This window comes from Streptomyces sp. NPDC057099, from assembly GCF_042671245.1.
Classification (GTDB): Bacteria; Actinomycetota; Actinomycetes; order Streptomycetales; family Streptomycetaceae; genus Streptomyces; species Streptomyces purpurascens.
In genome coordinates this window covers 175,528-197,654 of record NZ_JBHUTX010000005.1, presented here as the reverse complement: position 1 = coordinate 197,654, position 22,127 = coordinate 175,528, and the positions used below count along the sequence as shown (strand labels likewise).

17 protein-coding genes are annotated in these 22,127 nt (G+C 72.4%); 11 read left to right on the top strand and 6 right to left on the bottom strand.

Annotation, left to right across the window (positions count from 1 at the left end; translation table 11 throughout):
- Window positions 1-29 precede the first annotated feature (29 nt).
- Window positions 30-1,337, top strand: coding sequence for a glycosyltransferase (locus tag ACFT4A_RS09445; RefSeq protein ID WP_382827463.1), 1,308 nt, complete (start codon window positions 30-32; stop codon window positions 1,335-1,337).
- 83 nt (window positions 1,338-1,420) lie between these two features.
- On the top strand, window positions 1,421-2,176 hold the full coding sequence (locus ACFT4A_RS09440) for a polysaccharide deacetylase family protein (protein WP_382827461.1): 756 nt from the start codon (window positions 1,421-1,423) through the stop codon (window positions 2,174-2,176).
- A 16-nt stretch (window positions 2,177-2,192) separates the two neighbouring features.
- Here the strand turns inward: ACFT4A_RS09440 and ACFT4A_RS09435 are convergent, their stop codons facing one another.
- The 5 genes from ACFT4A_RS09435 to ACFT4A_RS09415 form a co-directional block, all read right to left on the bottom strand.
- Window positions 2,193-3,353, bottom strand: a complete 1,161-nt coding sequence (locus ACFT4A_RS09435) for a glycosyl hydrolase (protein WP_382827459.1) — start codon at window positions 3,351-3,353, stop codon at window positions 2,193-2,195.
- Window positions 3,350-3,790 (bottom strand): hypothetical protein, encoded by a 441-nt coding sequence (locus ACFT4A_RS09430; protein ID WP_382827457.1) that lies wholly within the window; start codon window positions 3,788-3,790, stop codon window positions 3,350-3,352. Before ACFT4A_RS09430 ends, ACFT4A_RS09435 begins: the two co-directional genes overlap by 4 nt.
- Window positions 3,787-5,613, bottom strand: a complete 1,827-nt coding sequence (locus ACFT4A_RS09425; RefSeq protein ID WP_382827456.1) for a glycosyltransferase — start codon at window positions 5,611-5,613, stop codon at window positions 3,787-3,789. The genes ACFT4A_RS09430 and ACFT4A_RS09425 overlap by 4 nt, the downstream gene beginning before the upstream one ends.
- Before the next feature lie 228 nt (window positions 5,614-5,841).
- Window positions 5,842-8,157: a lipopolysaccharide biosynthesis protein gene (locus ACFT4A_RS09420; RefSeq protein WP_382827454.1), complete on the bottom strand. Its 2,316-nt coding sequence runs from the start codon at window positions 8,155-8,157 to the stop codon at window positions 5,842-5,844.
- Complete coding sequence (locus tag ACFT4A_RS09415) at window positions 8,150-9,409, bottom strand: DegT/DnrJ/EryC1/StrS family aminotransferase (protein WP_382827452.1); 1,260 nt, start codon at window positions 9,407-9,409, stop codon at window positions 8,150-8,152. The genes ACFT4A_RS09420 and ACFT4A_RS09415 overlap by 8 nt, the downstream gene beginning before the upstream one ends.
- A gap of 310 nt (window positions 9,410-9,719) precedes the next feature.
- Here ACFT4A_RS09415 and fahA point away from each other — a divergent pair, with 310 nt between their 5' ends.
- The 8 genes from fahA (at window position 9,720) to ACFT4A_RS09375 (ending at window position 19,220) form a co-directional block, all read left to right on the top strand.
- Entirely contained in the window at window positions 9,720-10,937 is a 1,218-nt protein-coding gene (fahA, locus tag ACFT4A_RS09410; protein WP_382827450.1) for a fumarylacetoacetase, read from the top strand.
- A gap of 242 nt (window positions 10,938-11,179) precedes the next feature.
- Window positions 11,180-12,118 carry a M56 family metallopeptidase gene (locus ACFT4A_RS09405; protein WP_382490684.1) on the top strand — a complete coding sequence of 313 codons (939 nt, stop codon included), beginning with the start codon at window positions 11,180-11,182 and terminating at the stop codon, window positions 12,116-12,118.
- A gap of 128 nt (window positions 12,119-12,246) precedes the next feature.
- On the top strand, window positions 12,247-13,047 hold the full coding sequence (locus tag ACFT4A_RS09400; RefSeq protein ID WP_382827448.1) for a GntR family transcriptional regulator: 801 nt from the start codon (window positions 12,247-12,249) through the stop codon (window positions 13,045-13,047).
- Window positions 13,048-13,080: 33 nt separating this feature from the next.
- A complete protein-coding gene (locus ACFT4A_RS09395) occupies window positions 13,081-13,308 on the top strand; it encodes a ferredoxin family protein (RefSeq protein WP_010986276.1) in 228 nt (75 codons plus the stop codon).
- Between the two features lie 15 nt (window positions 13,309-13,323).
- Window positions 13,324-14,670: an ABC transporter substrate-binding protein gene (locus tag ACFT4A_RS09390; protein ID WP_382827445.1), complete on the top strand. Its 1,347-nt coding sequence runs from the start codon at window positions 13,324-13,326 to the stop codon at window positions 14,668-14,670.
- Entirely contained in the window at window positions 14,667-15,560 is an 894-nt protein-coding gene (locus ACFT4A_RS09385) for an ABC transporter permease (RefSeq protein WP_382827443.1), read from the top strand. The genes ACFT4A_RS09390 and ACFT4A_RS09385 overlap by 4 nt, the downstream gene beginning before the upstream one ends.
- Window positions 15,544-16,389, top strand: coding sequence for an ABC transporter ATP-binding protein (locus tag ACFT4A_RS09380; protein ID WP_382827441.1), 846 nt, complete (start codon window positions 15,544-15,546; stop codon window positions 16,387-16,389). Before ACFT4A_RS09385 ends, ACFT4A_RS09380 begins: the two co-directional genes overlap by 17 nt.
- Window positions 16,390-16,400: 11 nt before the next feature.
- On the top strand, window positions 16,401-19,220 hold the full coding sequence (locus ACFT4A_RS09375; protein ID WP_382827439.1) for a fumarate reductase/succinate dehydrogenase flavoprotein subunit: 2,820 nt from the start codon (window positions 16,401-16,403) through the stop codon (window positions 19,218-19,220).
- A 44-nt stretch (window positions 19,221-19,264) separates the two neighbouring features.
- On the opposite strand, the gene recQ is transcribed toward ACFT4A_RS09375, so the two are convergent.
- Window positions 19,265-21,268 (bottom strand): DNA helicase RecQ, encoded by a 2,004-nt coding sequence (gene recQ / locus ACFT4A_RS09370; protein ID WP_382827712.1) that lies wholly within the window; start codon window positions 21,266-21,268, stop codon window positions 19,265-19,267.
- Between the two features lie 201 nt (window positions 21,269-21,469).
- Between recQ and ACFT4A_RS09365 the strand changes: the two genes are divergently transcribed.
- Window positions 21,470-22,072 (top strand): Uma2 family endonuclease, encoded by a 603-nt coding sequence (locus ACFT4A_RS09365; protein ID WP_382827438.1) that lies wholly within the window; start codon window positions 21,470-21,472, stop codon window positions 22,070-22,072.
- The last annotated feature ends 55 nt before the right edge of the window (window positions 22,073-22,127 follow it).

Sequence of the window (22,127 nt, the reverse complement as noted above, 5' to 3'; positions counted from 1 at the left end):
ACCTGACACGAGTGGGGGGTGAGGGGCGCATGGCTCGTTCGTCGCGTGCGCGGGAGGAGATACGGCGGTTCCTGGACATCGGGGCGGTGCAGGTCGCCGAGCTGGACCTCGACGGACTCGAGGGTGAGGAGGCGGTGCTCAGACCCGGTCCGGGGGGCCCGCCGGTGACGCACGGCGAGGTGTTCGTGCTGGTCCGCAGGGGTGGGCGGCCCGTGGGCACGCTGCTGGGGCGGGTGCCTGAGGGAGCGGACGCGCGGGGTGTGCTGGAGGGGCGGGCGCGGGCGGAGTGTGCGGCCCGGGATGTCGAGGACTTTGGGTTTGCCGGTGAGCCTCCGTACACCAGTGTCGTCGTCGCGACCCGGGAGCGGGCCGGGCAGCTGGCCCGCGCGCTGGACTCGCTGCTGGCGCAGGACCACCCCCGGTTTGAGATCGTCGTCGTGGACAACGCGCCCGTCACGGACGAGACGCGGGAGCTGATCGAGCGGAAGTACGCCGAGCGCGTGCGGTACGTGTGCGAGCGGGTGCCCGGCCTCGCGGTCGCGCACAACGCGGGTCTCGCTTCCGTGCGGGGCGAGGTGGTCGCCTTCACCGACGACGACGTGGTCGCCGATCCGCGCTGGCTGACCGAGCTGACCGCGCCCTTCGCCGCCGACGCCGCACTCGGCTGCGCCACCGGGCTGATCCTGCCCGCGCGGCTGACGACCCCGGCCCAGGTGCTGCTGGAGAGCCACGGCGGCTTCGCGAAGGGCTTCACTCCAAGGACGTACGACCCGGCGCGTCCGCCGGGCGACGAACCGCTGTTCCCGTTCACGGCGGGGCGGTTCGGCTCCGGCGCCAACATGGCGTTCCGAACGGCGGTGCTGCGTTCCGTCGGCGGTTTCGACCCGGCCACCGGTGCCGGTACGGCCGCCCGGGGCGGCGACGACCTCTACGGCTTCGTCCGTGTCCTGGCCCAGGGCCACCGGCTGCGCTACACGCCGTCCGCACTGGTGTGGCACCACCACCGGGAGACCTGGCGGGACCTGGAGACCCAGGCGTACGGCTACGGCGCCGGGCTCACCGCCTATCTGACCGCGGTGCTGGTGAACCGGCCCGCGCTGCTGCCGGCGTTCCTCGCACGGCTGCCCCGCGGTCTCGCCCACGCCCGGACGCTGACGGCCGTACGCGAGACGGACGGGGGCGGCGCGCCGGGCGACCACGACGTGCGGACGCATCCCTGGCCACGGCGGCTGTCGCGGCTGCAGCGCAGGGGGATGCTGTACGGGCCTGTCGGCTATGTGCGGGCGCGGCGGGCGCTGCGCGCGACGGTCGGCGCGACGGTTCGGGGGGCGAGATGAGGACGTCGGCACGGACGCGTGGTGAGGGGCCGATATCGCCCTCGGGGACCCCGGCCATCCCCGTCTTCCTGTACCACGCCGTGATGGACGACCCGCCCGACTGGATCGCCGAGTTCACGGTCACGCCGAAGCAGTTCGCGGCCCATCTCGACGCCCTGGCGGACAGCGGCCGTACGCCCGTCACGATCAGCGCGATCGCCGACCATCTGGCCGGGCGGGCACCCCTGCCGCCCCGGCCGGTGCTGCTCACCTTCGACGACGGCTTCGCCGATCTGCCCGGCCCGACCGCCGAGACACTGGCCGGACGGGGGCTGCCCGCCACCGCCTATCTCACCACCGGCGCCATCGCCCCGGGCGGCCGCAGTCTGCTGCCGCCCGCCCCGATGATGACCCTGGACCGGGCGGCGGAGCTGGAACGTTCCGGCATGGAGATCGGCAGCCACACCGTCACCCACGCCCAGCTCGACACCCTGTCCGGCAAGGACCTCGCGTACGAACTGCGCACGTCGAAGGCCGTGCTGGAGGACGTCCTCGGGCACGAGGTCCGCCACCTCGCCTATCCGCACGGCTACAACAGCCCGCGGGTGCGGGCCATGTCGGCCCGGGCCGGCTACGAGACGGCGACCGCCGTACGGCACGCGCTCAGCTCCGACCACGACGAGCGGTACCGCATCGCCCGGCTCATCGTCCGGCGTACCCACACCGTCGCCGATGTCGAGGGCTGGCTGGCGGGGGCGGGCGCGCGGGTCGCGCCGTACCGCGACGGGCCGAAGACGATCGGGTGGCGGTGGTACCGGCGGGCCCGTGCCGTCGTGCACGGGCCCGAGTTCGCGGGCTGACCGGCGCGCCCGGCCGTTACTTGAGCGGCTGGTTGAGGTACGGGTCGGCGGCCGCCTTGCGCAGGCTGTCCCAGGCCGCGTCGTTGGCCAGCGCCAGGTTGCAGTGCGGTCCGGGGTCGCGGTAGTTCCACTGGAGGGCGGCCTTGACGCCGTCCAGGCCCTTCAGCACGCCGGGCACCTGGGCGTACCACTCGGCCTGTCGCTGCGGGCGGGCCGAGTCCTCGGCGGTGCCGAACTCGGAGAGCATCAGCGGCTTGTCGTCGGAGATGTTCTCGCGGATCCAGTCGTGCGCGGCGTCCTGGGTCTGCGCGAAGCTCATCCAGCCCGTGTTGTGGCAGCGGTAGTAGTTGTACTGGTTGTAGCCGATCCAGTCGACGTACCGGTCGCCGGGATACATCCGCTTCATCTCGTCGGCGTGGTCGAGATAGCCGGTGGTGATCCACGTCCACACCACGTTGTCGACACCCAGCTCGCGGAACCGGTCGTGGATGTGCCGGTACGCCTTCACGTACTCGGCGGGGGTGCCGTTGTCCGGGGTGCGGGTGTCCATCTCCAGGTCGAAGGAGAGGAAGACCTTCTTGCCGTAGTCCTTGATGCGCCGGGCCTGGACGTCGACGACCTTGTCGTCCAGCTCGCCGGACGCGATCTGCTTCCAGGTCGGCTGCTGCTGCTTCGTGCCGCCCCACCACTTGCTCTCCCAGGACAGCAGCAGCAGGTGGTCCTCGCCGACGCGCTGTTCCTCGGGGGTGAGCAGCTGGCCCTCGCGGCGGGTGCCCTGGGGCAGCGACATGTCGTGGTACGTGTACACGATGTCCAGCTCGCGGCCCACGCGTTTCTCGTAGGCGCGCACCTTCTCGGGCAGGTCGCCGCGCTCGTGCGGCACGAACGCGCCGAACCAGGCGCCGCAGGGCGGTTCCAGGAGTGCGGTGGGACGGCAGTCCGCCCTGGAACCGGCGCCTTGGGGGTCCGGTCCGGAGGCGTTCCGGAGGGCGACTGCGCCGACCAGGACCGCGGTGACGACCGTGGCGGACGTGATCAGCAGACGGCGCCGGCTCGATGCGAACGGGCCGGCCGCCGGCCGCTCCTCGGTCGTCGTGTTCGGGTCGCGGCGAAAGGGGCGGTGGGATCGGCGGGAACGGTGGGAACGGTCGGACCGGTGGGGACGGTTGAACCTCACTGAGCGGAACCCTTCGGTGTACTCGGCGTCGCCCTGGGCTGCGGGGAGGCGCGCAGCGGCGGACAGAACGCGGCGAGCGTGGTCAGCAGGGTCAGCGTCAGCAGCACCCGCTGCGCGCTGAAGGTGTGCGTGGCGATCAGGACGGTCGCGACGAGCATCACGGCACCGATGCTCATGAACAGCACCAGCATCAGCCGCTCCAGCAGGTCGGAGTGGCGTGCGAAGTCCGGGTCCCGGCGCTCGACGGGCCCTTCGGCGGGCCGCGCCCCCAGTGCGGGGGCGCAGACTCTGACCATCGCCGCGCCCGGGCCGGTCGCCAGGAAGAGGACGACCGCGGCGCCCCGCAGCGGCGATCCGCCGGGCAGGGCGAGCGCGGCGAGCGCGAGCCAGCCGCCGAACGGCGGCAGCATCCGGACCACGAGTTCCTGCGGTGTCATCGCTCCGCTCCCTCGGACTGCTTCAGTACGTAGAGCCATCCGGCGCTGTTCTGCGCCACGAGCCGGAACCGCGGTGAGGCGGCGACGGACTTCCGGATGCGGTCCAGCTGCGCCTTGGTGAGCTGGCCGTTCATCTCGGAGTTGGCCGACTGCCCCTGGGTGAGCAGGAAGTAGGCCCGGGCCGGCCGCTCCACCCCGGCCATGTCACTGGCGAGAGTGGCGGCCGGCTTCTGGACGATCCGGTCGACATGACTGCGGGCGTCGTCGAGGAACCAGTAGTGGTCGACGCTCCAGTAGGAGTCGTACGCGAGCGGATAGTTGCGGTTGGCCGCCACGACGAGCGAGCCGTCGGGCGCCTGGTCGAACAGCTGCCGTACGAGGGCCACTTCCTGCGGCGGGAAGTAGTTGATCCGGTCCTTGCCGGAGTAGGCCGGGACGAACGCCAGGGTTCCGCCGAGCAGCGCGGCCAGCGGCAGCCAGACGCCGAGCCACCGTCGTCCGCCCTTGGCGTTGCCCTTGGCGGAGGCGGCCTGCCGGCTGCCGGCTTCCCGGGCGGCGGCGTCGGCGGCCAGGGTGCGGACCTTGGGCAGCAGCGCGGCGGCGGCGAAGAACGCGGCGCCGGGCAGCATGAAGAGCAGCACCCGGAAGATCATCTCGCTGCCGTAGCTGCTGGCCGCGAACATCGGCAGCGGGGCCGCCGCGATCAGCAGCAGCGGCCGGGCCCGGTGCCGCAGCACCCGTTGGCGCAGCACGCCGAGGGCCGCGAGCAGCAGGACGGAGCCGGACAGCAGCCGGGCCGCCCAGGAGGTCGCGATCGCTCCGGTGCCGGTCGGGGTGGCGCCGTATCCCGTCTCGACGTTGGCGCCGACGTCGCCGATGGAGCGGATCATGTCCGGCATCGCGGCGGACAGGAAGGGCAGCGCCGCCGTGAGACACCAGGCGAGGAAGATCACGACGGTGGTGACCACCGGGACCCAGTCGCGGTAGCGGCGGCTGAGGCACAGGGCGAGCAGGCAGACGACGAGCATGCCCGGGGTGAGCTGGTGGGAGATGACGATCGCCACGAGCATGACGGTGATCACCACCGTCCAGACGGCCTGCCGGGGCTGCCCGCGCCGCACGGCGGACCGGCCGAAGCGGCGCAGGACGACGGCCAGGACGCCGACATGCAGCGCGTAGGCCACGGACTGGGGCGAGAAGTAGTCCTGCCCGACCCAGTTGGCGACGTAGAAGAGCCAGACCGCCGTCCAGATCAGCCGCCGGTCCTCGGTGAAGGTGCGGTAGATCAGCAGCAGCGGGAGCAGCAGCATCAGACTGGATGCCAGGGGCCACCAGGCCATGAACATCGCCGTCGAGTCCACGCCCAGCAGCCGCACCAGGGCGGCCTGGGCGGCGAAGAAGCCCGGCCACTGGTCGTACACCGCCATGTCGCCGACCTGGTCGGCCGTTTGCAGACCGCCGGCCGTCAGCAGATGGTCGATGACCGCCTCGTGCTTCCACGCCCAGGCGTACAGCGGAGTCGGGTAGACCACGGCCTGGGTGGCCCGCTCCATCACCAGCAGCCCGAGGACGTACGCCGCCGCCCAGCCGCCCCGTCGGCGCGGATCGCGGACGGTGAACCAGAAGCCGGTGGTGAGCACCGCGAGGCCCGCCCAGAAGGTGGGGTGCAGCGCGGTGATCAGGCCGTAGTCGTCGAGCCCCGAGACGTCGGTGTGCCGTACGGCGTACACCCAGAGGGCGAGCGCGGCGAACAGCGGAACACCGGGCCAGGCGAGGGCGCGGCGCCCGGGCCAGACGGGAGGCAGATCGGACAGGTCCGTCACGGGCTCATGGGCGGGGCTCGACGACTCCGAGGAAGAGGGGCTGGAGGACTGGCTGGAGGTCTCGGGGTGGGGAGCCGACGAGTCCGCTTCACCCCGGGCAGGTGTGGGTTCTGGCGTGGATCTCTCCCGTGGAGTTGCTGGCGGACGCACGGTGGTTCCCCCCTGGCGATTCGGCTCTGTTCGACTCTGTTCGGCGCTGGATCTTGTCTGTACGGCGCTGGATCGTGATCAGTCGCTGGGCCGGCCGCGCGGTGGTCCGGCGGCCGTTCGGTTGGATCTGGAGCGGGAGAGCGTCCACGCCGACACGGCGCGACGGAGCAGCAGGAGCAGGACGAGGACGGCGAGCAGGGGCGGCGCGACGGGTGCGAGCGCCTCGCGCCACACCCAGCCGCCGACCGCGACGAGATACAGAACCCCCCAGCGCCCCGGCCACGTCAGCCGCCCGCCCGCGCTCGCGAGCAGCAGCCACAGCGGCACGAGGCACAGCAGCTGGCAGACCGGCGGCGCCCAGCGCAGCAGCGGCTCGGGCCCGTCGAGCCCGAGCGTGTCCGCGAGGAAGCCGGCCGTCTTCTCGTACAACGCCCCGTCCACCGGCCGCGGTTCCCGTCCGAGGGCGACCGGTGCGGTGTACAGGGCGAGCAGGGCCGCGTACAGCGCCGTGCCAGGGAGCCACGGGTCGCGCCGGGTGCACAGCGTGAGGGCGGCGACGAACACCACGAGCAGCAGGCCCCCCGCGGTGAGCGAGGGCAACGGCAGCCCGTCCAGCAACTGGCGTCCGGTCAGTGCCGCTGCGGAGGCGTCGTCGAGCCAGGGCAGGTCGCGCAGCGGTGCCAGGAAGAAGACGGCGGCGACACCGAGCAGACTCCAGAGGGCGCCTCTGAGCCGCCGCTCCTGCGACTCCTGGTCCGGGAGCGGTTCTCCGGGCTCGTGCGGTGGTGCCGCGGAATCGTGCGGGGGCGCTCCGGGCTCGTGGGGTGGTGCTCCGGGCGGGTGCGGTGGTTCCCGGTGTGGCCCCTCCGGCCGCACGATCAGCGCCAGCGTGTCCGCCTGCAGCGCCTCGCGTTCGTACCCCGGCCGGCCGATGAACAGCGTGACCGTGTCCTCGTCACCGTCCCTGGGCTGGTACGCGGCCCGGCGGGCCCAGGTCGTGCCGTACCCGGCGGTGGCGTTGAGCTTGGCCCAGCGGGTGCCGTAGGAGGGGTCGGCGGGCGGGCGGACAACGGGCGCGCTGTCATTGTGGCGCAGTGCCGCGCGGAGCCCGACCGAGGAGACGACGGCGATCAGCGTCATGCTCAGCAGCACCGCCCAGCCGGCGCCCGCGATCCCCGCCGGGGTGAACAGCACGGCCGCGCTGCCCAGCACCAGGACGCACATGGCGCCTTGGAGCGCGGCCAGCACACCCGTGCGCCCCTGGACGCGCAGCACGCCGATGTACAGCTCCACCACGACCCGCGGCAGCGCGCCCAGGGCGAGCAGCCGCAGCACGGTCGAGCCGTGCTCGGCGTAGTCCGGGCTGAAGGGCGTGAGGATGTACGGGGCGAAGAGGACCAGCACCGCCACGACCGGCACCAGCAGCAGCGTCATGCGCCGCAGCGCTCCCCGGACGCCGTCGGCGAGCTGGCGCGGGTCGTGCGAGGCGTGCGCGGTGAGGGACGAGGCCATGTTGATGGCCATGAACTCCATCGTGCCGCCGACGGTGTACGCCACGTAGAAGTAGCCGTTCTCCGCGGCGCTGAAGCGGACCGCGACCATCACCGGCAACAGGTTGATCATGGCCAGGCTGAACAGCGCGCCCAGCGAGTCCCCGGCCAGGAAGCGGCCCATGTCGCGGAGTCGCGGAGGTTCCTTCTCGCGGTCGTGTGCCGCTTGGCCCGGGATGAGTTTGCGGAAGATCAGCCAGCCCAGCGGCAGGGTGGAGAAGGCGATCGCCACCGCCCAGGACACGAAGATGCCGAGGACGGGCAGGGTGCCGGCGAAGACGGCCAGCAGGGCCAGTTTCCCGACCGAGAACACCGCGTTCCCGGCCGGCACCCACTCCGCCTTGCGCAGCCCGGTGAGCACGCCGTCCTGGAGGGTGAGCAGCGCCCAGGCCACGCACGCCGCGACGAACACCGCCCCCGCCATGGGGGTGCCCAGGGGCGCGTACGAGGCGCCCCAGGCGTCCAGCGTGAGCAGGAAGACGGCGGCGGCCAGCGCCACGACCAGCGAACTGGCCGCGTACGTGCCCCACACCAGGCGCCCGGTCTCCCGTCCCGCGCGCGGGACGAAGCGCACGACGGCCCCGATCATCGTCGTCGCGGTGATGCTGGCGAGCAGCCGCATCGCGGCGATCGCGGCGGAGCCCTGGCCGACGGCCTCCTCGGAGTAGTAGCGGGCGGCCACCAGCCAGAATCCCAGGCCCAAAACGGCGGACACGCCGGTGCTGAGCATGAGGAAGTAGGCGTTCTTGAACAGCGAGTCGTGCGTGTGTTCGCTGTCGGCAGGCCGCGGCCCGCCCCCGTCGGCGCGCGCGGGGGCGGGCTCGTGCACCTGGATCTCAGCCACGGGACTGACCCGGCCCTCCCGGTGTCGGCCTGCTCCCAGGCAGCTCCCCCGGTGCTTCGACCGGTCGTGCCCCGGAGCGCTCCAGCACCTCGACGACCGTCCGCGCCCGCAGCGGGTCCACGGGCAGCGCGTGCCGCGCGAACCAGCGGGCCGCCTCGGGGGCCGGTGAGGAGTCGGTGAACTCCGCACCGGCGTAGTCGTCCAGGGGCGGGTCGTAGAGGTAGCCGACGACGATGCCCCGTCGCGCCAGTGCCGCGATCGCCGCGTCCCGGTCCGCCACGAACAGCGGGACGCGGAACAGCGGCTGGGTGCCGTACGCGTCGCGCGGCTTGGCCCAGGGCGTGGACAGCAGCAGTTCCGTGCCCGCCCGGCAGGCGTCGAGCACGTCGTCGAGCCGGTCGAGCTTGCGCCCGATGCGCCGCAGCCGCAACAGGCCGGACTCCTGGCGGTAGTCGTGCATGTCGACCCGCACCCAAGGGTGGTGGGCCTCCAGCCCGGGCGCCCGGCCCTCGGCCCGGGCGAGTTCGTCCGGGCGCAGCGGCATCCGGATCTCCTCGCGGTCCGCGAGGCCCAGCAGCCGGATCGCGGCCCAGGCGGCGCGCCGCAACCGCAGCCCGCGCACCGTCGCCTCGGCGAACGGACGGACGGCGTACGCCAGTTCGGAACTCGTCCGGCGCGGCACGAGCAGCCCCGCGCAGGTCTTCTCCACCGCCTCCCGCAGCCCCGGATCGGCGAGCGAGAGCATGCCTCCGGCCTTGGCGCCCACATGCTTGGACAGGCTGAACGCGGACGCCTCCCCCCATGCCCCGACCGGCCGGTCCCCCACCCTGCTGCCGATGGCGTGCGCCGCGTCCTCGAACAGCGGGATGCCGAGCGCGTCGCACTTCCGTCTGAGGCGTGGCGCCGGGTCCGGGTTCCCGTACAGGTTCGTCGTGAGCACGGCCGACACCGAGCGCCACGTCTCCTCGGGCACGGCATCGAGGTCGATGGACGCGTCGAGCGGGTTCAGCGGCGCCTGCACCGGGCGCAGTCCGGCCGCGAGCACGACGAAGAAGATCACGTCGTCGTTGACCGGCGACATCAACACCCGTCCGCCGGGCGGGCACCAGTGGCGCAGCGCCACGTACAGCCCGAAACGGCACGACGGTACATACACACATTCCCGGCCGAGCCGGACGCGCATGGTCTCTTCCAGCCGCTTCGGCTGTGGACCACGCCGTACCGAGCCCGGACCGGCCTCCCCTATGGCCATCCGCCCCCCTGGTGTGCCATGGGAACGCCCCCTCCCCGAGGCCTTCCGGCACCCGCCCAGAGTCGCCCCGTTCGCACCGCTCCGTCAAGATTGCGTCGCGTCCTGTGGATAACTTCCGGCACGTACGAAAGTGTCGCCTCGTCCGCCCCGTCCGAGTCGCACCGACCGGTCACCCCCACACCCACCTGCCCCGTTCGCCCGGGTCCGCCTCCTCGGACTCTGCCCATGACCGGCGTGCCACCCGTAACGTGTGGCACGACCACGAACACGTGGCGACGACATGGCACACCCGAAAGCGAGGCAGCACCCGATGCCCCCCTTCGATGTCCCCGAGGGCGACCCCTTCGGCCCGCACAACCTGCCGTACGGCGTGTTCTCCCTCCCCGGCTCGTCCCACCGGTCCGTGGGTGTCCGGCTCGGCGACCATGTGCTGGACGCCGGTGCCGCGGCCCACGCGCTCGGCTCCCCGTACGCCGCCCTGCTGGCCCAGCCGAGCCTCAACCCGCTGCTGGCCGCGGGGCGCACGGCCTGGTCGGACGTGCGCCGGGCGCTGACCGCCTGGGTGACCGTGCCGTCCCACCGCGAGACCGTCGAACCGCTGTTCCACCCCCTGTCCTCGGTGACGCTGCACCTGCCCTTCGAGGTCGCGGACTACGTCGACTTCTACGCCTCCGAGAACCACGCCCGGAACGTCGGCCAGATCTTCCGCCCCGACGCCGAGGACTCCCTCACCCCCAACTGGAAGCATCTGCCGATCGGCTACCACGGCCGCTCCGGCACGGTCGTCGTCTCCGGCACGGACGTCGTACGCCCCTCGGGCCAGCGCAAGGCGCCCACTGACGCCGCTCCCGTGTTCGGACCGTCCGTCCGCCTGGACATCGAGGCGGAGGTCGGCTTCGTGGTCGGCGCCCCGTCCCGGATGGGCGAGCCGGTCTCCCTCGACGGCTTCCGCGAGCACGTCTTCGGCCTCTGCCTCCTCAACGACTGGTCCGCGCGCGACATCCAGGCCTGGGAGTACGTCCCCCTCGGCCCGTTCCTCGGCAAGTCCTTCGCCACCTCGGTGTCGGCGTGGATCACCCCGCTGGACGCCCTGGAGGACGCCCGGGTGGCCCCGCCGGCCCGGACGCACGAGCTGCTGCCGTACCTGGACGACAGCGACGAGGAACCCGGCGGCTACGACCTGCGGATCACCGTCTCCGTCAACGGCCACGTCGTCTCCGAGCCGCCCTTCTCCACCATGTACTGGACGGCCGCCCAGCAGCTGGCCCACATGACGGTGAACGGCGCCTCCCTGCGCACCGGCGACCTGTACGGCTCGGGCACGGTGAGCGGCCCGTCGGACCGGGAGCGGGGTTCCCTGCTGGAGCTGACCTGGAACGGCCGCGACCCCCTCGAACTCCCGGACGGCAAGCGGGCGTTCCTGGAGGACGGCGACGTGGTGACCCTCTCGGCCTGGGCCCCGGGGCCGGACGGCGTGCGGGTGGGGCTCGGCGAGGTGACGGGGCGGGTGACACCGGGAGCGGAGTGAATCCTCCCGGCAGGGGCGAGTCTGGCCGACAGTCGCCCCTCCCGGCTCTTCCGATGGCGTTCGACTCCTGACTCACACCGCCCTGCCCGTCATACTGGGCGTCGGGCGGTGCGTCCGCCCGCGCGCGGTACACGGAACGTTCGGCGAGCACTTCGGCCGTGGCACCCCCGCGCACAGCAGCCGCTCTCCCCCGCACCACCCGTAGCCGCCCCTCTTCCGACCAGGAACCGGAGCCCGTGGCAATGACCGTCTGCCTGCTCCTGCTGAGTGTTGTCGCCGTGACGGCCGCCGTGCCCGCGCCCCGGGCGCTGACCCGGTCCGCGTGGCCCGAGCGGGAACCGGTGGTCGCGCTGTGGGTGTGGCAGTGCCTGGTCGCCACCGTCCTGCTGTGCTGCGTGACGGCTCTCGCGCTGGGTGCCGCCGCCGTCTTCGGCACGGTCCGCGCCCAGCTCTTCGCCCCGGCGCCGCCGGCCGTGACCGCGGCGTACGACCTCTCCACCGCCCCGCCGTGGGCCGCCACCCTCACCCTGCTGCTGGCCTGCGGCGCCGCCTGGACGACCGCGATGCTCGCGCGTGAACTTGTCGAGGCCCGCCGGCGCCGCGCCCAGGCCCGCGCCCATCTGCGCGAACGCGCCCCGGACCTGCCGGCCGGCCTGCCCGCCGCCCGCGGTCCCCTGCTGGTCCTGGAGGACGAGTACCCCGACGCCTGGTGGATGCCCGGCAGTCCGTCCCAGCTGATCGTCACCACGGGCGCCCTGCACCGTCTCACCGGCCACCAGCTCGACGCCGTCCTCACCCACGAGCGCGGCCACGCGCGCGCCCGCCACGACTGGCTGCTGCACCTGTCCACGGCCCTGGCCACCGGCTTCCCCCGCATCCCGCTGTTCGCCCACTTCTGCGACCAGACCCACCGCCTGGTCGAACTGGCCGCCGACGACACCGCCTCCCGCCGCTGCGGCCACCTGACCACCGCACTGGCCCTGATCGAGCTCAACCAGCACCGCGGTGTCCTGTCCTGCGCCTCCAGCCACCGGCTGCTGGGCGAGCGGGTCGACCGGCTCCTGGAACCGCCGCCCCGGCTGGGCCGCAGGCACCGGGCCCTGACGACCACCACGGCCGCGCTCGTACCGCTGCTGCCCCTGCTGATCGCGTTCGCCCCGGGCCTGACGGCGCTGTCGTAGCCGTACCGGCCCGAGCCGTGGTGGCAGATCTCCCCACGGGCCCGCCGAAACCGCAGCTCAACAGTCGAACCGGTCACATTCCCGGTGGCGCAACACTCCCGCAACACTCCTTTTCCTATCGGATAGGTATGGTCCGATCCATGCCCATCGACCGCAGCCGAGACCACGCCGGACCGGGAGCCGCGACCACCGTCGCCGCCCACCGCGCGCGGCGACGGCTGCGCGCCGACCGGGCCAGGCAACTGGCGGACCTGCTCCGCCAGCAGACACTCACCGGCGCCTTCCCCGGCGGCACCCTCCCCCACGAGTCGACCCTCGCCGCCGACTACGGCGCCGGCCGCAACACGGTCCGCGAGGCGCTCGACCTGCTGCGGGCCGAGGGCCTCGTGGAACGCCGGCCCGGCGTCGGCACCGTGGTCGTGGCCCACAAGTACCCCCACGGCCTCGACCGCCTGATGGGCCTCGCGGAAACCCTCCGCGAACACGGCCGGGTCACCAACGAGGTCCGCACCATGGGCCCCGCCCCGGCACCCGCGCCGGTCGCCGAACGCCTCCACCTCGCGCCCGGCACCGACGTCCTCTACATCGAACGCCTGCGCCGTCTGAACGGCCTCCCCCTGTCCCTCGACCTCACCTACATCCCGCTCGACATCGGCACCGAACTGCTCGGCGCCGACCTGGAGAACACCGACGTCTTCCGCCTCCTGGAAGCCGTCACCGGCCGGCCCCTCGGCCACGCCGAGATCACCCTGGAAGCGGTCAGCGCGGACACCCACTCGGCCGCCGTGCTCGAGGCCCCGCGCGGTACCGCCGTCCTCATGCTGGAACGCCTCACCCACCTCGCGGACGGCCGCCCGGTCGACCTGGAGTTCATCCGCTTCCGCGGCGACCGCATCACCATGAGCGGCCTGCTGCACCGGTCTCAGTAACCATCCCGCTCGCGCAGATTCCTGGAGACAGCCATGCCCTTGGCGCCCCAGCGGGCCGACGTGCCCGTGACCATCGACGAGTCGAAGTGCATCGACGGCTGCACGCTCTGTGTGGACATGTGCCCGCTGGACTCCCTCGCCATCGACGAGAGCAACGGCAAGGCGTACATGCATGTCGACGAGTGCTGGTACTGCGGCCCGTGCGCGGCCCGATGCCCCACCGGAGCCGTCACGGTCAACATGCCCTATCTGCTCCGGTGAGAGGCCCCAACCGTCATGAAACGCACAGCAGTCGCGGTATCCGCCGTCGTCCTCCTGCTCCCGCTCAGCGCCTGCGGCGGTGACGCCGAGGCCGGCAGCGGCTCCACGGTCACCGTCACCGTCGGCTACCAGTCCCGGACGATCAACACCGTCACGGCGGGCACCCTGCTCCGCTCCCTCGGCTACTTCGAGAAGCAGCTCAACGCCCGCCACGACGGCATCACGTACAAGGTGAACTGGCAGGACTACGCCACCGGCGCCCCCATCACCGCCCAGATGACCGCCGGGAAGATCGACATCGGCTCGATGGGCGACTTCCCGCTGCTCATCAACGCGGCCCGCGGCAAACAGCTGAACAGCCCCACCCGCCTGGTCTCGGTCACCGGCTACAACCTCCGCGGCGGCCTCAACACCATCGTCACCGCGCCCGGCTCCAAGCTCGCCACCCTGAAGGACCTCAAGGGCAAGAAGGTCTCCACGAGCGTCGGCTCGGCCGCCGACGGCACCCTCGTACGAGCCCTGCAGCGCGCCGGCATCGACCCGAACAGCGGCATCGAGAAGCTCAACCAGCAGCCCTCCGTCGGCGCCTCGGCCCTCACCGCGGGCAGCGCGGACGCGCTGTCCCAGTTCGTCGCCTGGCCGGGCCTGCTCGCCTACCAGGGCAAGGCGAAGGCCCTGTACGACGGGGCCCGGCTGAATCTGCCCACCTTCCACGGCGTCACCGCCCGCGAGGACTTCGCCAAGGAGCGGCCCGCCGTGCTGGACGCGTTCCTGAAGGCTCAGGCGCAGGCGACGGACTATCTGAACGACCACCCGGTGGACGCGGCCGAGAAGGTCGCGAAGGCGACCGGCCTGCCCGCCGAGGTCGTCTACCTCTACAACGGCGCTCACGGCATCGCCACCTTCGACCCGGCGATCAAGCCCCAGCTCGTCTCCGCCCTGAAGAAGGACGTCTCGATCCTCAAGTCGGCGAAGCTCACCGGCGATGTGGACGTCGACTCCTTCGTCGACGACCAGTACGTGAAGAAGGCCCTCGGCCAGGCGGCGTACGCCAAGCAGCTCGCCACGAAGCCCGCACCGGCCGCGAGCGAGGCCTGGCCCAAGGGCGCCTCGAAGACCGTCACCTTCACCTCCCCCTCTCAGCTGCTGAACTACGTGGCCGGTCACCGCGACGATCTCCGCGCCGCCTACGTCCCCGACACCACCACCGGCACCCTGTGGTTCGCCGACAAGGCCGTGTGGGTGGCCGACGGCGACAAGCTGCTGCCCTTCGTCGCACCCGAGACCGCGCAGGCGTACATCGCCGGGCACGGCGGAGCGCGGGTCGTCTCCTACGCCGACGCTCTGGAGCGGGCGTCGTGAGGCGCTATGCGCTCCGCGTGGCCTCCCTGGCCGTCGCCCTCGGCCTGTGGCAGACGCTGACCAGCCTGAACGTCGACCTGTGGCTGCGCTTCTCGCAGTTCCCGACGGTCACCGACGTGGCCCGCGCCTTCGCCGCCCGGCTGTCCGGGCCGGACTACTGGACGGACCTGACCGACAGCCTCACCCGGATCCTCACGGGCTTCCTGCTGGCCGCCGTCCTGGGCGTCGCCACGGGCGTGCTGGTGGCGCGCTCGCGGCTCGCCGAGGACCTGCTCGGCCCGGTGCTGGAGGTGATCCGGCCGATCCCGGCCATCGCGCTCGTCCCCGTGGCGATCCTGCTCTTCCCCTCCAACGAACAGGGCATCGTCTTCATCACCTGCACCGCCGCCTTCTTCCCGGTCCTGGTCTCCACCCGGCACGCGGTGCGCGCCCTGACCCCCATGTGGGAGGAGGCGGTGCGCACCATGGGCGGCGGCCGGTGGCGGATCCTCGGCTCCGTCGTCCTGCCGGGCGCGCTGCCCGGCGTCTTCGGCGGCCTGTCCGTCGGCATCGGCGTGTCCTGGATCTGTGTGATCTCCGCCGAGATGATCTCCGGCCAGTACGGGGTCGGCTACCGCACCTGGCAGGACTACACCGTCGTCGACTACCCGGGCGTGTTCGTCGGCATGGTCACCATCGGCGTGCTCGGCTGGCTCACCTCCACGGCCGTGGAGTTGCTGGGCCGCCGCCTCACCCGCTGGCTGCCCCGCACCGCCTACGTTCCCGGCGCCCGGCCGCCCCGGCCCGCCCGGGCCGTGAAGCCCACGCCGGCCGCACCCGCCGCCGCATCCGGCGGCCCCGTTTCCGGCGGCCCCGCATCCGAGGAGGCACGCGATGAGCACCTCGTCTGACACCGTCCCGAACACCTCGTCTGACACCGTCCCGAACACCTCGTCCGAGGCCGTCCGGAGCACCTCACCCGAGACCGATGCCGCCGCGACGCCGGTGCGCGGTACCCGGCTCACCCTGTCGGGCGCCTCCCTCGGCCGCCCCGGCGCCCCCGCCCTGGACGACGTCGACCTGGACGTCGCCCCCGGCGAGATCCTCACCGTCGTCGGCCCGTCCGGCTGCGGCAAGTCGACCCTCCTGCGCACCCTGGCCGGCCTGCTGTCGCCGCTCGCCGGGGAGATCACCCAGGACGGGCACCCGCTGACCGGCCCCGCGGCCGATCGCGCCCTGGTCTTCCAGGAGGACGCCCTGCTCCCCTGGCGCACCCTGCGCGCCAACGTCGAACTGCCCCTCGCCATCCACGGTGTGTCCCGCGCCGAGCGCCGGGAGCAGGCCCAGGCCTGGCTGGAGCGGGTCGGACTCGGCTCGCAGGCACGGCAGTTGCCGCACCGGGTCTCCGGCGGGCAGCGCCAGCGCGTCCAGCTGGCCCGCGCCCTGACCGCACGCCCCCGCGCCGTCCTGATGGACGAGCCGTTCGGCGCGCTCGACGCCCAGACCCGGGCGGGCATGCAGGACCTGCTGGTGGAGGTGCTGCACGGCACGGGCGCGACCGTCGTCTTCGTCACCCACGACGTGGACGAGGCGCTCTTCCTCGGCGACCGTGTGGCCCTGCTCGGCGCGGGCGGCCTCGTCGCCGTACGGGACGTGCCCCGCCCGCGCGACCGGGGCGCGCACGACGACCCGGCGCGCGTGGCCCTGCGGCGCGACGTCCTCACCTCGCTCGGTACGTGAAAGGCACCCTGGTGACCACCTCCGTGAACCCCCCTGCGGACACCTCCCTGGCCGTCCCGTCCCTCGCCGACGCCGAGGAACTGACCTGCGACGTCCTCGTCATCGGCGGCGGCACCGCCGGCACCATGGCGGCACTGACCGCCGCCGAGCACGGCGCGAACGTGCTGCTGCTGGAGAAGGCCCACGTCCGCCACTCCGGCGCGCTCGCCATGGGCATGGACGGCGTCAACAACGCGGTCATCCCGGGCCGCGCCGAACCCGACGACTACGTCGCCGAGATCACCCGCGCCAACGACGGCATCGTCGACCAGTCCACCGTCCGCCAGACCGCCACCCGCGGCTTCGGCATGGTGCAGCGGCTGGAGTCGTACGGCGTGAAGTTCGAGAAGGACGAGCACGGCGACTACGCGGTCCGCCAGGTCCACCGCTCCGGCTCCTATGTGCTGCCGATGCCGGAGGGCAAGGACGTCAAGAAGGTCCTGTACCGGCAGCTGCGGCGGCGCGAGATGCGGGAGAGGATCCGCATCGAGAACCGGGTGATGCCGGTGCGTGTCCTCACCGCGGAGGGGCGCGCCGTCGGCGCTGCGGGCTTCAACACCCGCACCGGGCAGTTCGTCCAGGTCCGCGCGGGCGCGGTGATCCTCGCGACCGGCGCCTGCGGCCGCCTCGGCCTGCCTGCCTCCGGCTACCTCTACGGCACCTACGAGAACCCCACCAACGCGGGCGACGGCTACGCCATGGCCTACCACGCGGGCGCCGAGCTGACCGGCATCGAGTGCTTCCAGATCAACCCGCTGATCAAGGACTACAACGGCCCGGCCTGCGCCTACGTCGCCAACCCCTTCGGCGGCTACCAGGTCAACCGGCACGGCGAACGCTTCGTCGACTCCGACTACTGGTCGGGCCAGATGATGGCCGAGTTCGCGGCGGAGGTCGCCTCCGACCGGGGCCCGGTCTACCTGAAGCTCAGCCACCTCCCCGAGGAATCGGTCTCGGCCCTGGAGACGATCCTCCACTCCACCGAACGCCCGACCCGCGGCACCTTCCACTCCGGCCGCGGCCACGACTACCGCACCCACGACATCGAGATGCACATCTCCGAGATCGGCCTGTGCGGCGGACACTCCGCCTCCGGCGTCCGGGTGGACGACCACGCCCGTACGACCCTGCCCCGGCTGTACGCGGCCGGCGACCTGGCCTGCGTCCCGCACAACTACATGATCGGCGCGTTCGTCTACGGCGACCTCGCGGGTGCGGACGCCTCCCAGTACGCGGCCTACGAAGGGGAGTTGCCCTCCGAGCAGCTCCGGGAGGCACACGAGCTGATCTACCGCCCGCTGCGCAACCCCGACGGCCCGCCGCAGCCCCAGGTCGAGTACAAGCTGCGCCGCTTCGTGAACGACTACGTGGCCCCGCCGAAGTCCGGCGCCCGGCTGTCGCTGGCCCTGGAATCGTTCGAGCGGATGCATGCCGACATCGCCGAGATGGGCGCCCACACCGCGCACGAACTGATGCGCTGCGCGGAGGTCACCTTCATCCGCGACTGCGCGGAGATGGCCGCCCGGTCCTCCCTGGCCCGCACGGAGTCCCGCTGGGGCCTCTACCACGACCGCCTCGACCACCCCCAACGCGACGACGCGTCCTGGTTCCACCACCTCGATCTGCACAAGTCCCCCTCTGGTGCCATGGAGTTCACGGCCCGTCCCGTGGCTCCCTATCTCGTTCCGGTCGACGGCTTCACCCCCGTCGGAGGCGAGTCCCGGCTCATCGGCGAGGTCCACGCCGAGGACGTGGCGATGGCGGGGCCGCGTGATGTGGCTCCGGTGGCGGCCCAGGTGGGGGCGGCCGGGGCTGAGCAGGCGCAGCAGGCCGCGCCGTCCTCGTCCCCCACACCCGCCACCGAGCAGTCCTCCGCGCGCCTCCTCGAACTCGTCGCTCTGGCCGATGAGGAGCCCGAACTCGACGCCCTTCAGCCCTATCTGACCGACCCCGCGCCAGCCGTCCGGCGTGAGGCGGTCGCCGTGCTCACCGAGACGCTGCCGCCCGGAACAGGACGCGCCCTCGCCTCCGCGCTGCGCGACACCGCCGCCGAGGTACGGGCGGCCGCGGCCGCGTCACTGCGGGAGCTCGTCGAGACGCTCCCGCCCGAGCCCGACCTGCGGGACGGCCTCGCCGCCGCCCTGGCCGAGCCCGACCCGGTGGTCCGCGCCGCCGCGCTGGACGTCCTGCGGGCCCTGCGCCTCGGGGACGCCGTCCTGTTCTCGGACTCCGTGGCCGACGCCGACATCGCCGTCCGGATCGAGGCCGTACGCGCGCTGGTGTCGGTCGACGCCGCCGAGGAACTGGCCCGTGCGGCGGTCGACGACCCGTCCCGCGAGGTCCGGGTGGCGATCGCCAAGGGGCTGGCCACGGTGGGTGCCGAGCGGCTGTCCGGCAGCCTTCCGGCCGGCTCCGATGCCGCCGCCGACTCGATCGAGGCGGCCCTCACCGGTCTCCTCGACGACCCCGACGCCCTGGTGCGCGCGGCGGCCTACGGAGCACTGGGCACCACCGGCTGCCCGGCGCCCCTCACCACGCATGCCGTGACCGCCCTGTCCGAGTCGGCCTGGCAGGTACGGGCCGGAGCCGCCACGGCCCTGTCCGTCGCCGACCCGGAGGTGGCGGTCCCCGCCCTCGCCAAGACCCTCGCGGACGCCAACGCCGATGTCCGCAAGGCCGCCGTCCTGGCACTGACCCGGCACCGCACCGCCGAGGAGGCCCGCGCTGCCCTCGCCACGGCGACGACCGACTCCGACGCGGACGTCAGGGCGTACGCGGCACGGGCGCTGTGACCGGGCCGTCCCCCGCGGCTACGTGACCTGGCCGGAGCCCGGCCTCATATCCAGTCGGGTTCCGGCTCCGTCATCTCGGGCCAGTCGTCCGGCTCACCCGCCTGCGGGCCGGGTGCCTGGGCCTGAGCCCGTTCGGGCACCTGGTCCGGGGTCGAGCCGGGCTGCTGCCCGCCCAGTGACGCGAGCACCGCCAGCACGCCCTCCCCGTACGTCGCGAGCTTCTTCTCGCCCACTCCGCCGATCCCACCGAGCTCGGCCACCGACGCCGGCCACACCGTGGCGATGTCCCGCAGTGTGGCGTCGTGGAAGATGACGTAGGCCGGTACGCCCTGTTCGCGTGCCTGCTCGGCCCGCCAGGCGCGCAGCGCCTCGAAGGCCGGCACCAGCGCCTCGGGCAGCTCGGCGGCGGCCGCCTTGCCCTTGCGCTCGCCCCGTCCGGACCCCGACGACCCCGACCGGGAGGTCACCGGCTTCTTCGGCTCCTTGCGCAGCGGCACGTCCTGCTCCCGCCGCAGCACCGTCCCGCTGCCGTCGGTCAGCACCAGCGTGCCGTACTCGCCCTCCACGGCGAGCAGTCCCTGGGCCAGCAGCTGCCGGATGACGCCCCGCCATTCGGCCTCGGTCAGCTCCTCGCCGATGCCGAACACCGACAGCTGGTCGTGGTCGAACTGGATGACCTTGCCGGTCCGCTTCCCCAGCAGGATGTCGACGATCTGCACCGCGCCGAACTTCTGCCCGCGCTCGCGCTGCAGCCGCACCACCGTCGACAGCACCTTCTGCGCCGCGACCGTGCCGTCCCAGGTCTCCGGAGGGGTGAGGCAGGTGTCGCAGTTGCCGCAGCCGGCCGGGTCCGGGTCCTGGCCGAAGTAGGCGAGGAGCTGGCCCCGGCGGCACTGGACGGTCTCGCACAGCGCCAGCATCGAGTCCAGGTGGGCCTGTGCGCGCCGCCGGAAGGCCTCGTCGCCCTCGCCGGACTGGATCAGCTTGCGCTGCTGTATGACGTCGTTGAGCCCGTAGGCCATCCAGGCCGTCGACGGCAGCCCGTCACGGCCGGCCCGGCCCGTCTCCTGGTAGTAGCCCTCGACCGACTTGGGCAGATCGAGGTGGGCGACGAAGCGGACGTCCGGCTTGTCGATGCCCATGCCGAAGGCGATGGTCGCCACCACGACCAGGCCGTCCTCCCGCAGGAAGCGGGACTGGTGGGCCGCGCGGGTGCCCGCGTCCAGGCCCGCGTGGTACGGCACTGCCTCGACGCCGTTGCGGCTGAGGAACTCGGCGGTCTTCTCGACGGAGTTGCGCGACAGGCAGTAGACGATGCCCGCGTCGCCCGCGTGCTCCTCGCGCAGGAAGCTCAGCAGCTGCTTCTTCGGGTCCGCCTTCGGCACGACCCGGTACTGGATGTTGGGCCGGTCGAAGCTCGCCACGAAGTGGCGGGCCGCCGGCATGTTCAGCCGCTCGGTGATCTCCTGGTGCGTGGCACGCGTGGCCGTCGCGGTGAGGGCGATCCGCGGCACGTCCGGCCAGCGCTCGCCGAGCAGCGACAGCGTCAGGTAGTCGGGCCGGAAGTCGTGGCCCCACTGGGAGACGCAGTGCGCCTCGTCGATCGCGAACACGGAGATCTTGCCGCGCGAGAGCAGATCGAGCGTGTTCTCCAGCCGCAGCCGCTCCGGAGCCAGGTACAGCAGGTCCAGCTCGCCCGCGAGGAACTCGGCCTCCACCACGCGCCGCTCGTCGAAGTCCTGCGTGGAGTTGACGAACCCGGCCCGCACACCCAGCGCCCGCAGTGCGTCCACCTGGTCCTGCATCAGGGCGATGAGCGGGGACACGACGATCCCCGTACCAGGCCTGACCAGGGCAGGCACCTGGTAGCACAGGGACTTTCCGGCACCGGTCGGCATGAGCACGACGGAGTCGCCACCCGCGACCACGTGCTCGATGACCGCTTCCTGCTCGCCCCGGAAGGTCTCGTACCCGAAGACCCGGTGCAGCGTGGCCAACGCCTCGCTCTGCGTCACTGACATCTCAGCGATACCGCCCGTCCCGCCCATCGTCCTGTCCCCCGTACGTCGTCCCTCGACCACTGCCTCCACGATAGGGGTCCCCACCGACAGCCCCGAAGTTATCCACAGGCGCATCCGCTCAGGCTGCGTCAAGGGCGCGATCATCGTTCATACGTTCGCGCGAGACCTCGTCCGATTCCGCCCGATAGTCTGAAAGCCCCGGCGAGACTCCGTCCCATGGGAGCACTGATGAGCGTCGCACCGAAGGCGTCCACGCCCAGCTGGCCGACCCCGCCGGAAGGCGGCTGGACCGCCGATGACCTGGACCGCCTCCCGAATCTGCCTCCGCACACGGAACTGATCGACGGGAGCCTCGTCTTCGTGAGTCCGCAGACTCTTTTCCACTCACGCGCTGTCGACTTCTTCAATTGGCAGCTCCAGTCCCTGGCCCCCGCGGAATTCGAGGTCATCCGCGAGTTCACCATCGACATCGACCGCCAGAACCGGCCCGAGCCGGATGTGATCGTGGTCCGGGAGGACGTGGTGGAGGACCCCGAGCAGACCCGGTATCCCGCGGGATCCGTCCTCCTCGCCATCGAAGTCGTCTCGCCGGACTCCGTATCGCGGGACCGCGAGACCAAGCCGCTGAAGTACGCCCGGGCCGGTATTCCCCACTACTGGCGGGTGGAGAACGACAAGGGCCTCGCCGCCGTGCACGCCTTCGAGCTGGAGCCCACCACCGGCGCGTACACCAGCATCGGCATCTTCCGTGAGCGGATGAAGGTCAGTGCCCCGTTCCCCGTGGACCTCGATCTCACCGACATCAAGGCACGCCGCAAGAGCGGCGAATAGCCACCAGGCACCGCACCAAGGACAACGGCCCGGCTCCCCCAAGGGGAAACCGGGC

What these genes read in the sequence shown, in the direction of transcription:
- ACFT4A_RS09405 (WP_382490684.1), top strand. Translation starts at nt 11,180, where the DNA reads ATGACCGTCTGCCTGCTCCTGCTGAGTGTTGTCGCCGTGACGGCCGCC.
- recQ (WP_382827712.1), bottom strand. Translation starts at nt 21,268, where the DNA reads ATGGGCGGGACGGGCGGTATCGCTGAGATGTCAGTGACGCAGAGCGAG.
- ACFT4A_RS09415 (WP_382827452.1), bottom strand. Translation starts at nt 9,409, where the DNA reads ATGGCCATAGGGGAGGCCGGTCCGGGCTCGGTACGGCGTGGTCCACAG.
- ACFT4A_RS09395 (WP_010986276.1), top strand. Translation starts at nt 13,081, where the DNA reads ATGCCCTTGGCGCCCCAGCGGGCCGACGTGCCCGTGACCATCGACGAG.
- ACFT4A_RS09380 (WP_382827441.1), top strand. Translation starts at nt 15,544, where the DNA reads ATGAGCACCTCGTCTGACACCGTCCCGAACACCTCGTCTGACACCGTC.
- ACFT4A_RS09445 (WP_382827463.1), top strand. Translation starts at nt 30, where the DNA reads ATGGCTCGTTCGTCGCGTGCGCGGGAGGAGATACGGCGGTTCCTGGAC.
- ACFT4A_RS09365 (WP_382827438.1), top strand. Translation starts at nt 21,470, where the DNA reads ATGAGCGTCGCACCGAAGGCGTCCACGCCCAGCTGGCCGACCCCGCCG.
- fahA (WP_382827450.1), top strand. Translation starts at nt 9,720, where the DNA reads ATGCCCCCCTTCGATGTCCCCGAGGGCGACCCCTTCGGCCCGCACAAC.
- ACFT4A_RS09430 (WP_382827457.1), bottom strand. Translation starts at nt 3,790, where the DNA reads ATGACACCGCAGGAACTCGTGGTCCGGATGCTGCCGCCGTTCGGCGGC.
- ACFT4A_RS09440 (WP_382827461.1), top strand. Translation starts at nt 1,421, where the DNA reads ATGGACGACCCGCCCGACTGGATCGCCGAGTTCACGGTCACGCCGAAG.
- ACFT4A_RS09390 (WP_382827445.1), top strand. Translation starts at nt 13,324, where the DNA reads ATGAAACGCACAGCAGTCGCGGTATCCGCCGTCGTCCTCCTGCTCCCG.
- ACFT4A_RS09400 (WP_382827448.1), top strand. Translation starts at nt 12,247, where the DNA reads ATGGTCCGATCCATGCCCATCGACCGCAGCCGAGACCACGCCGGACCG.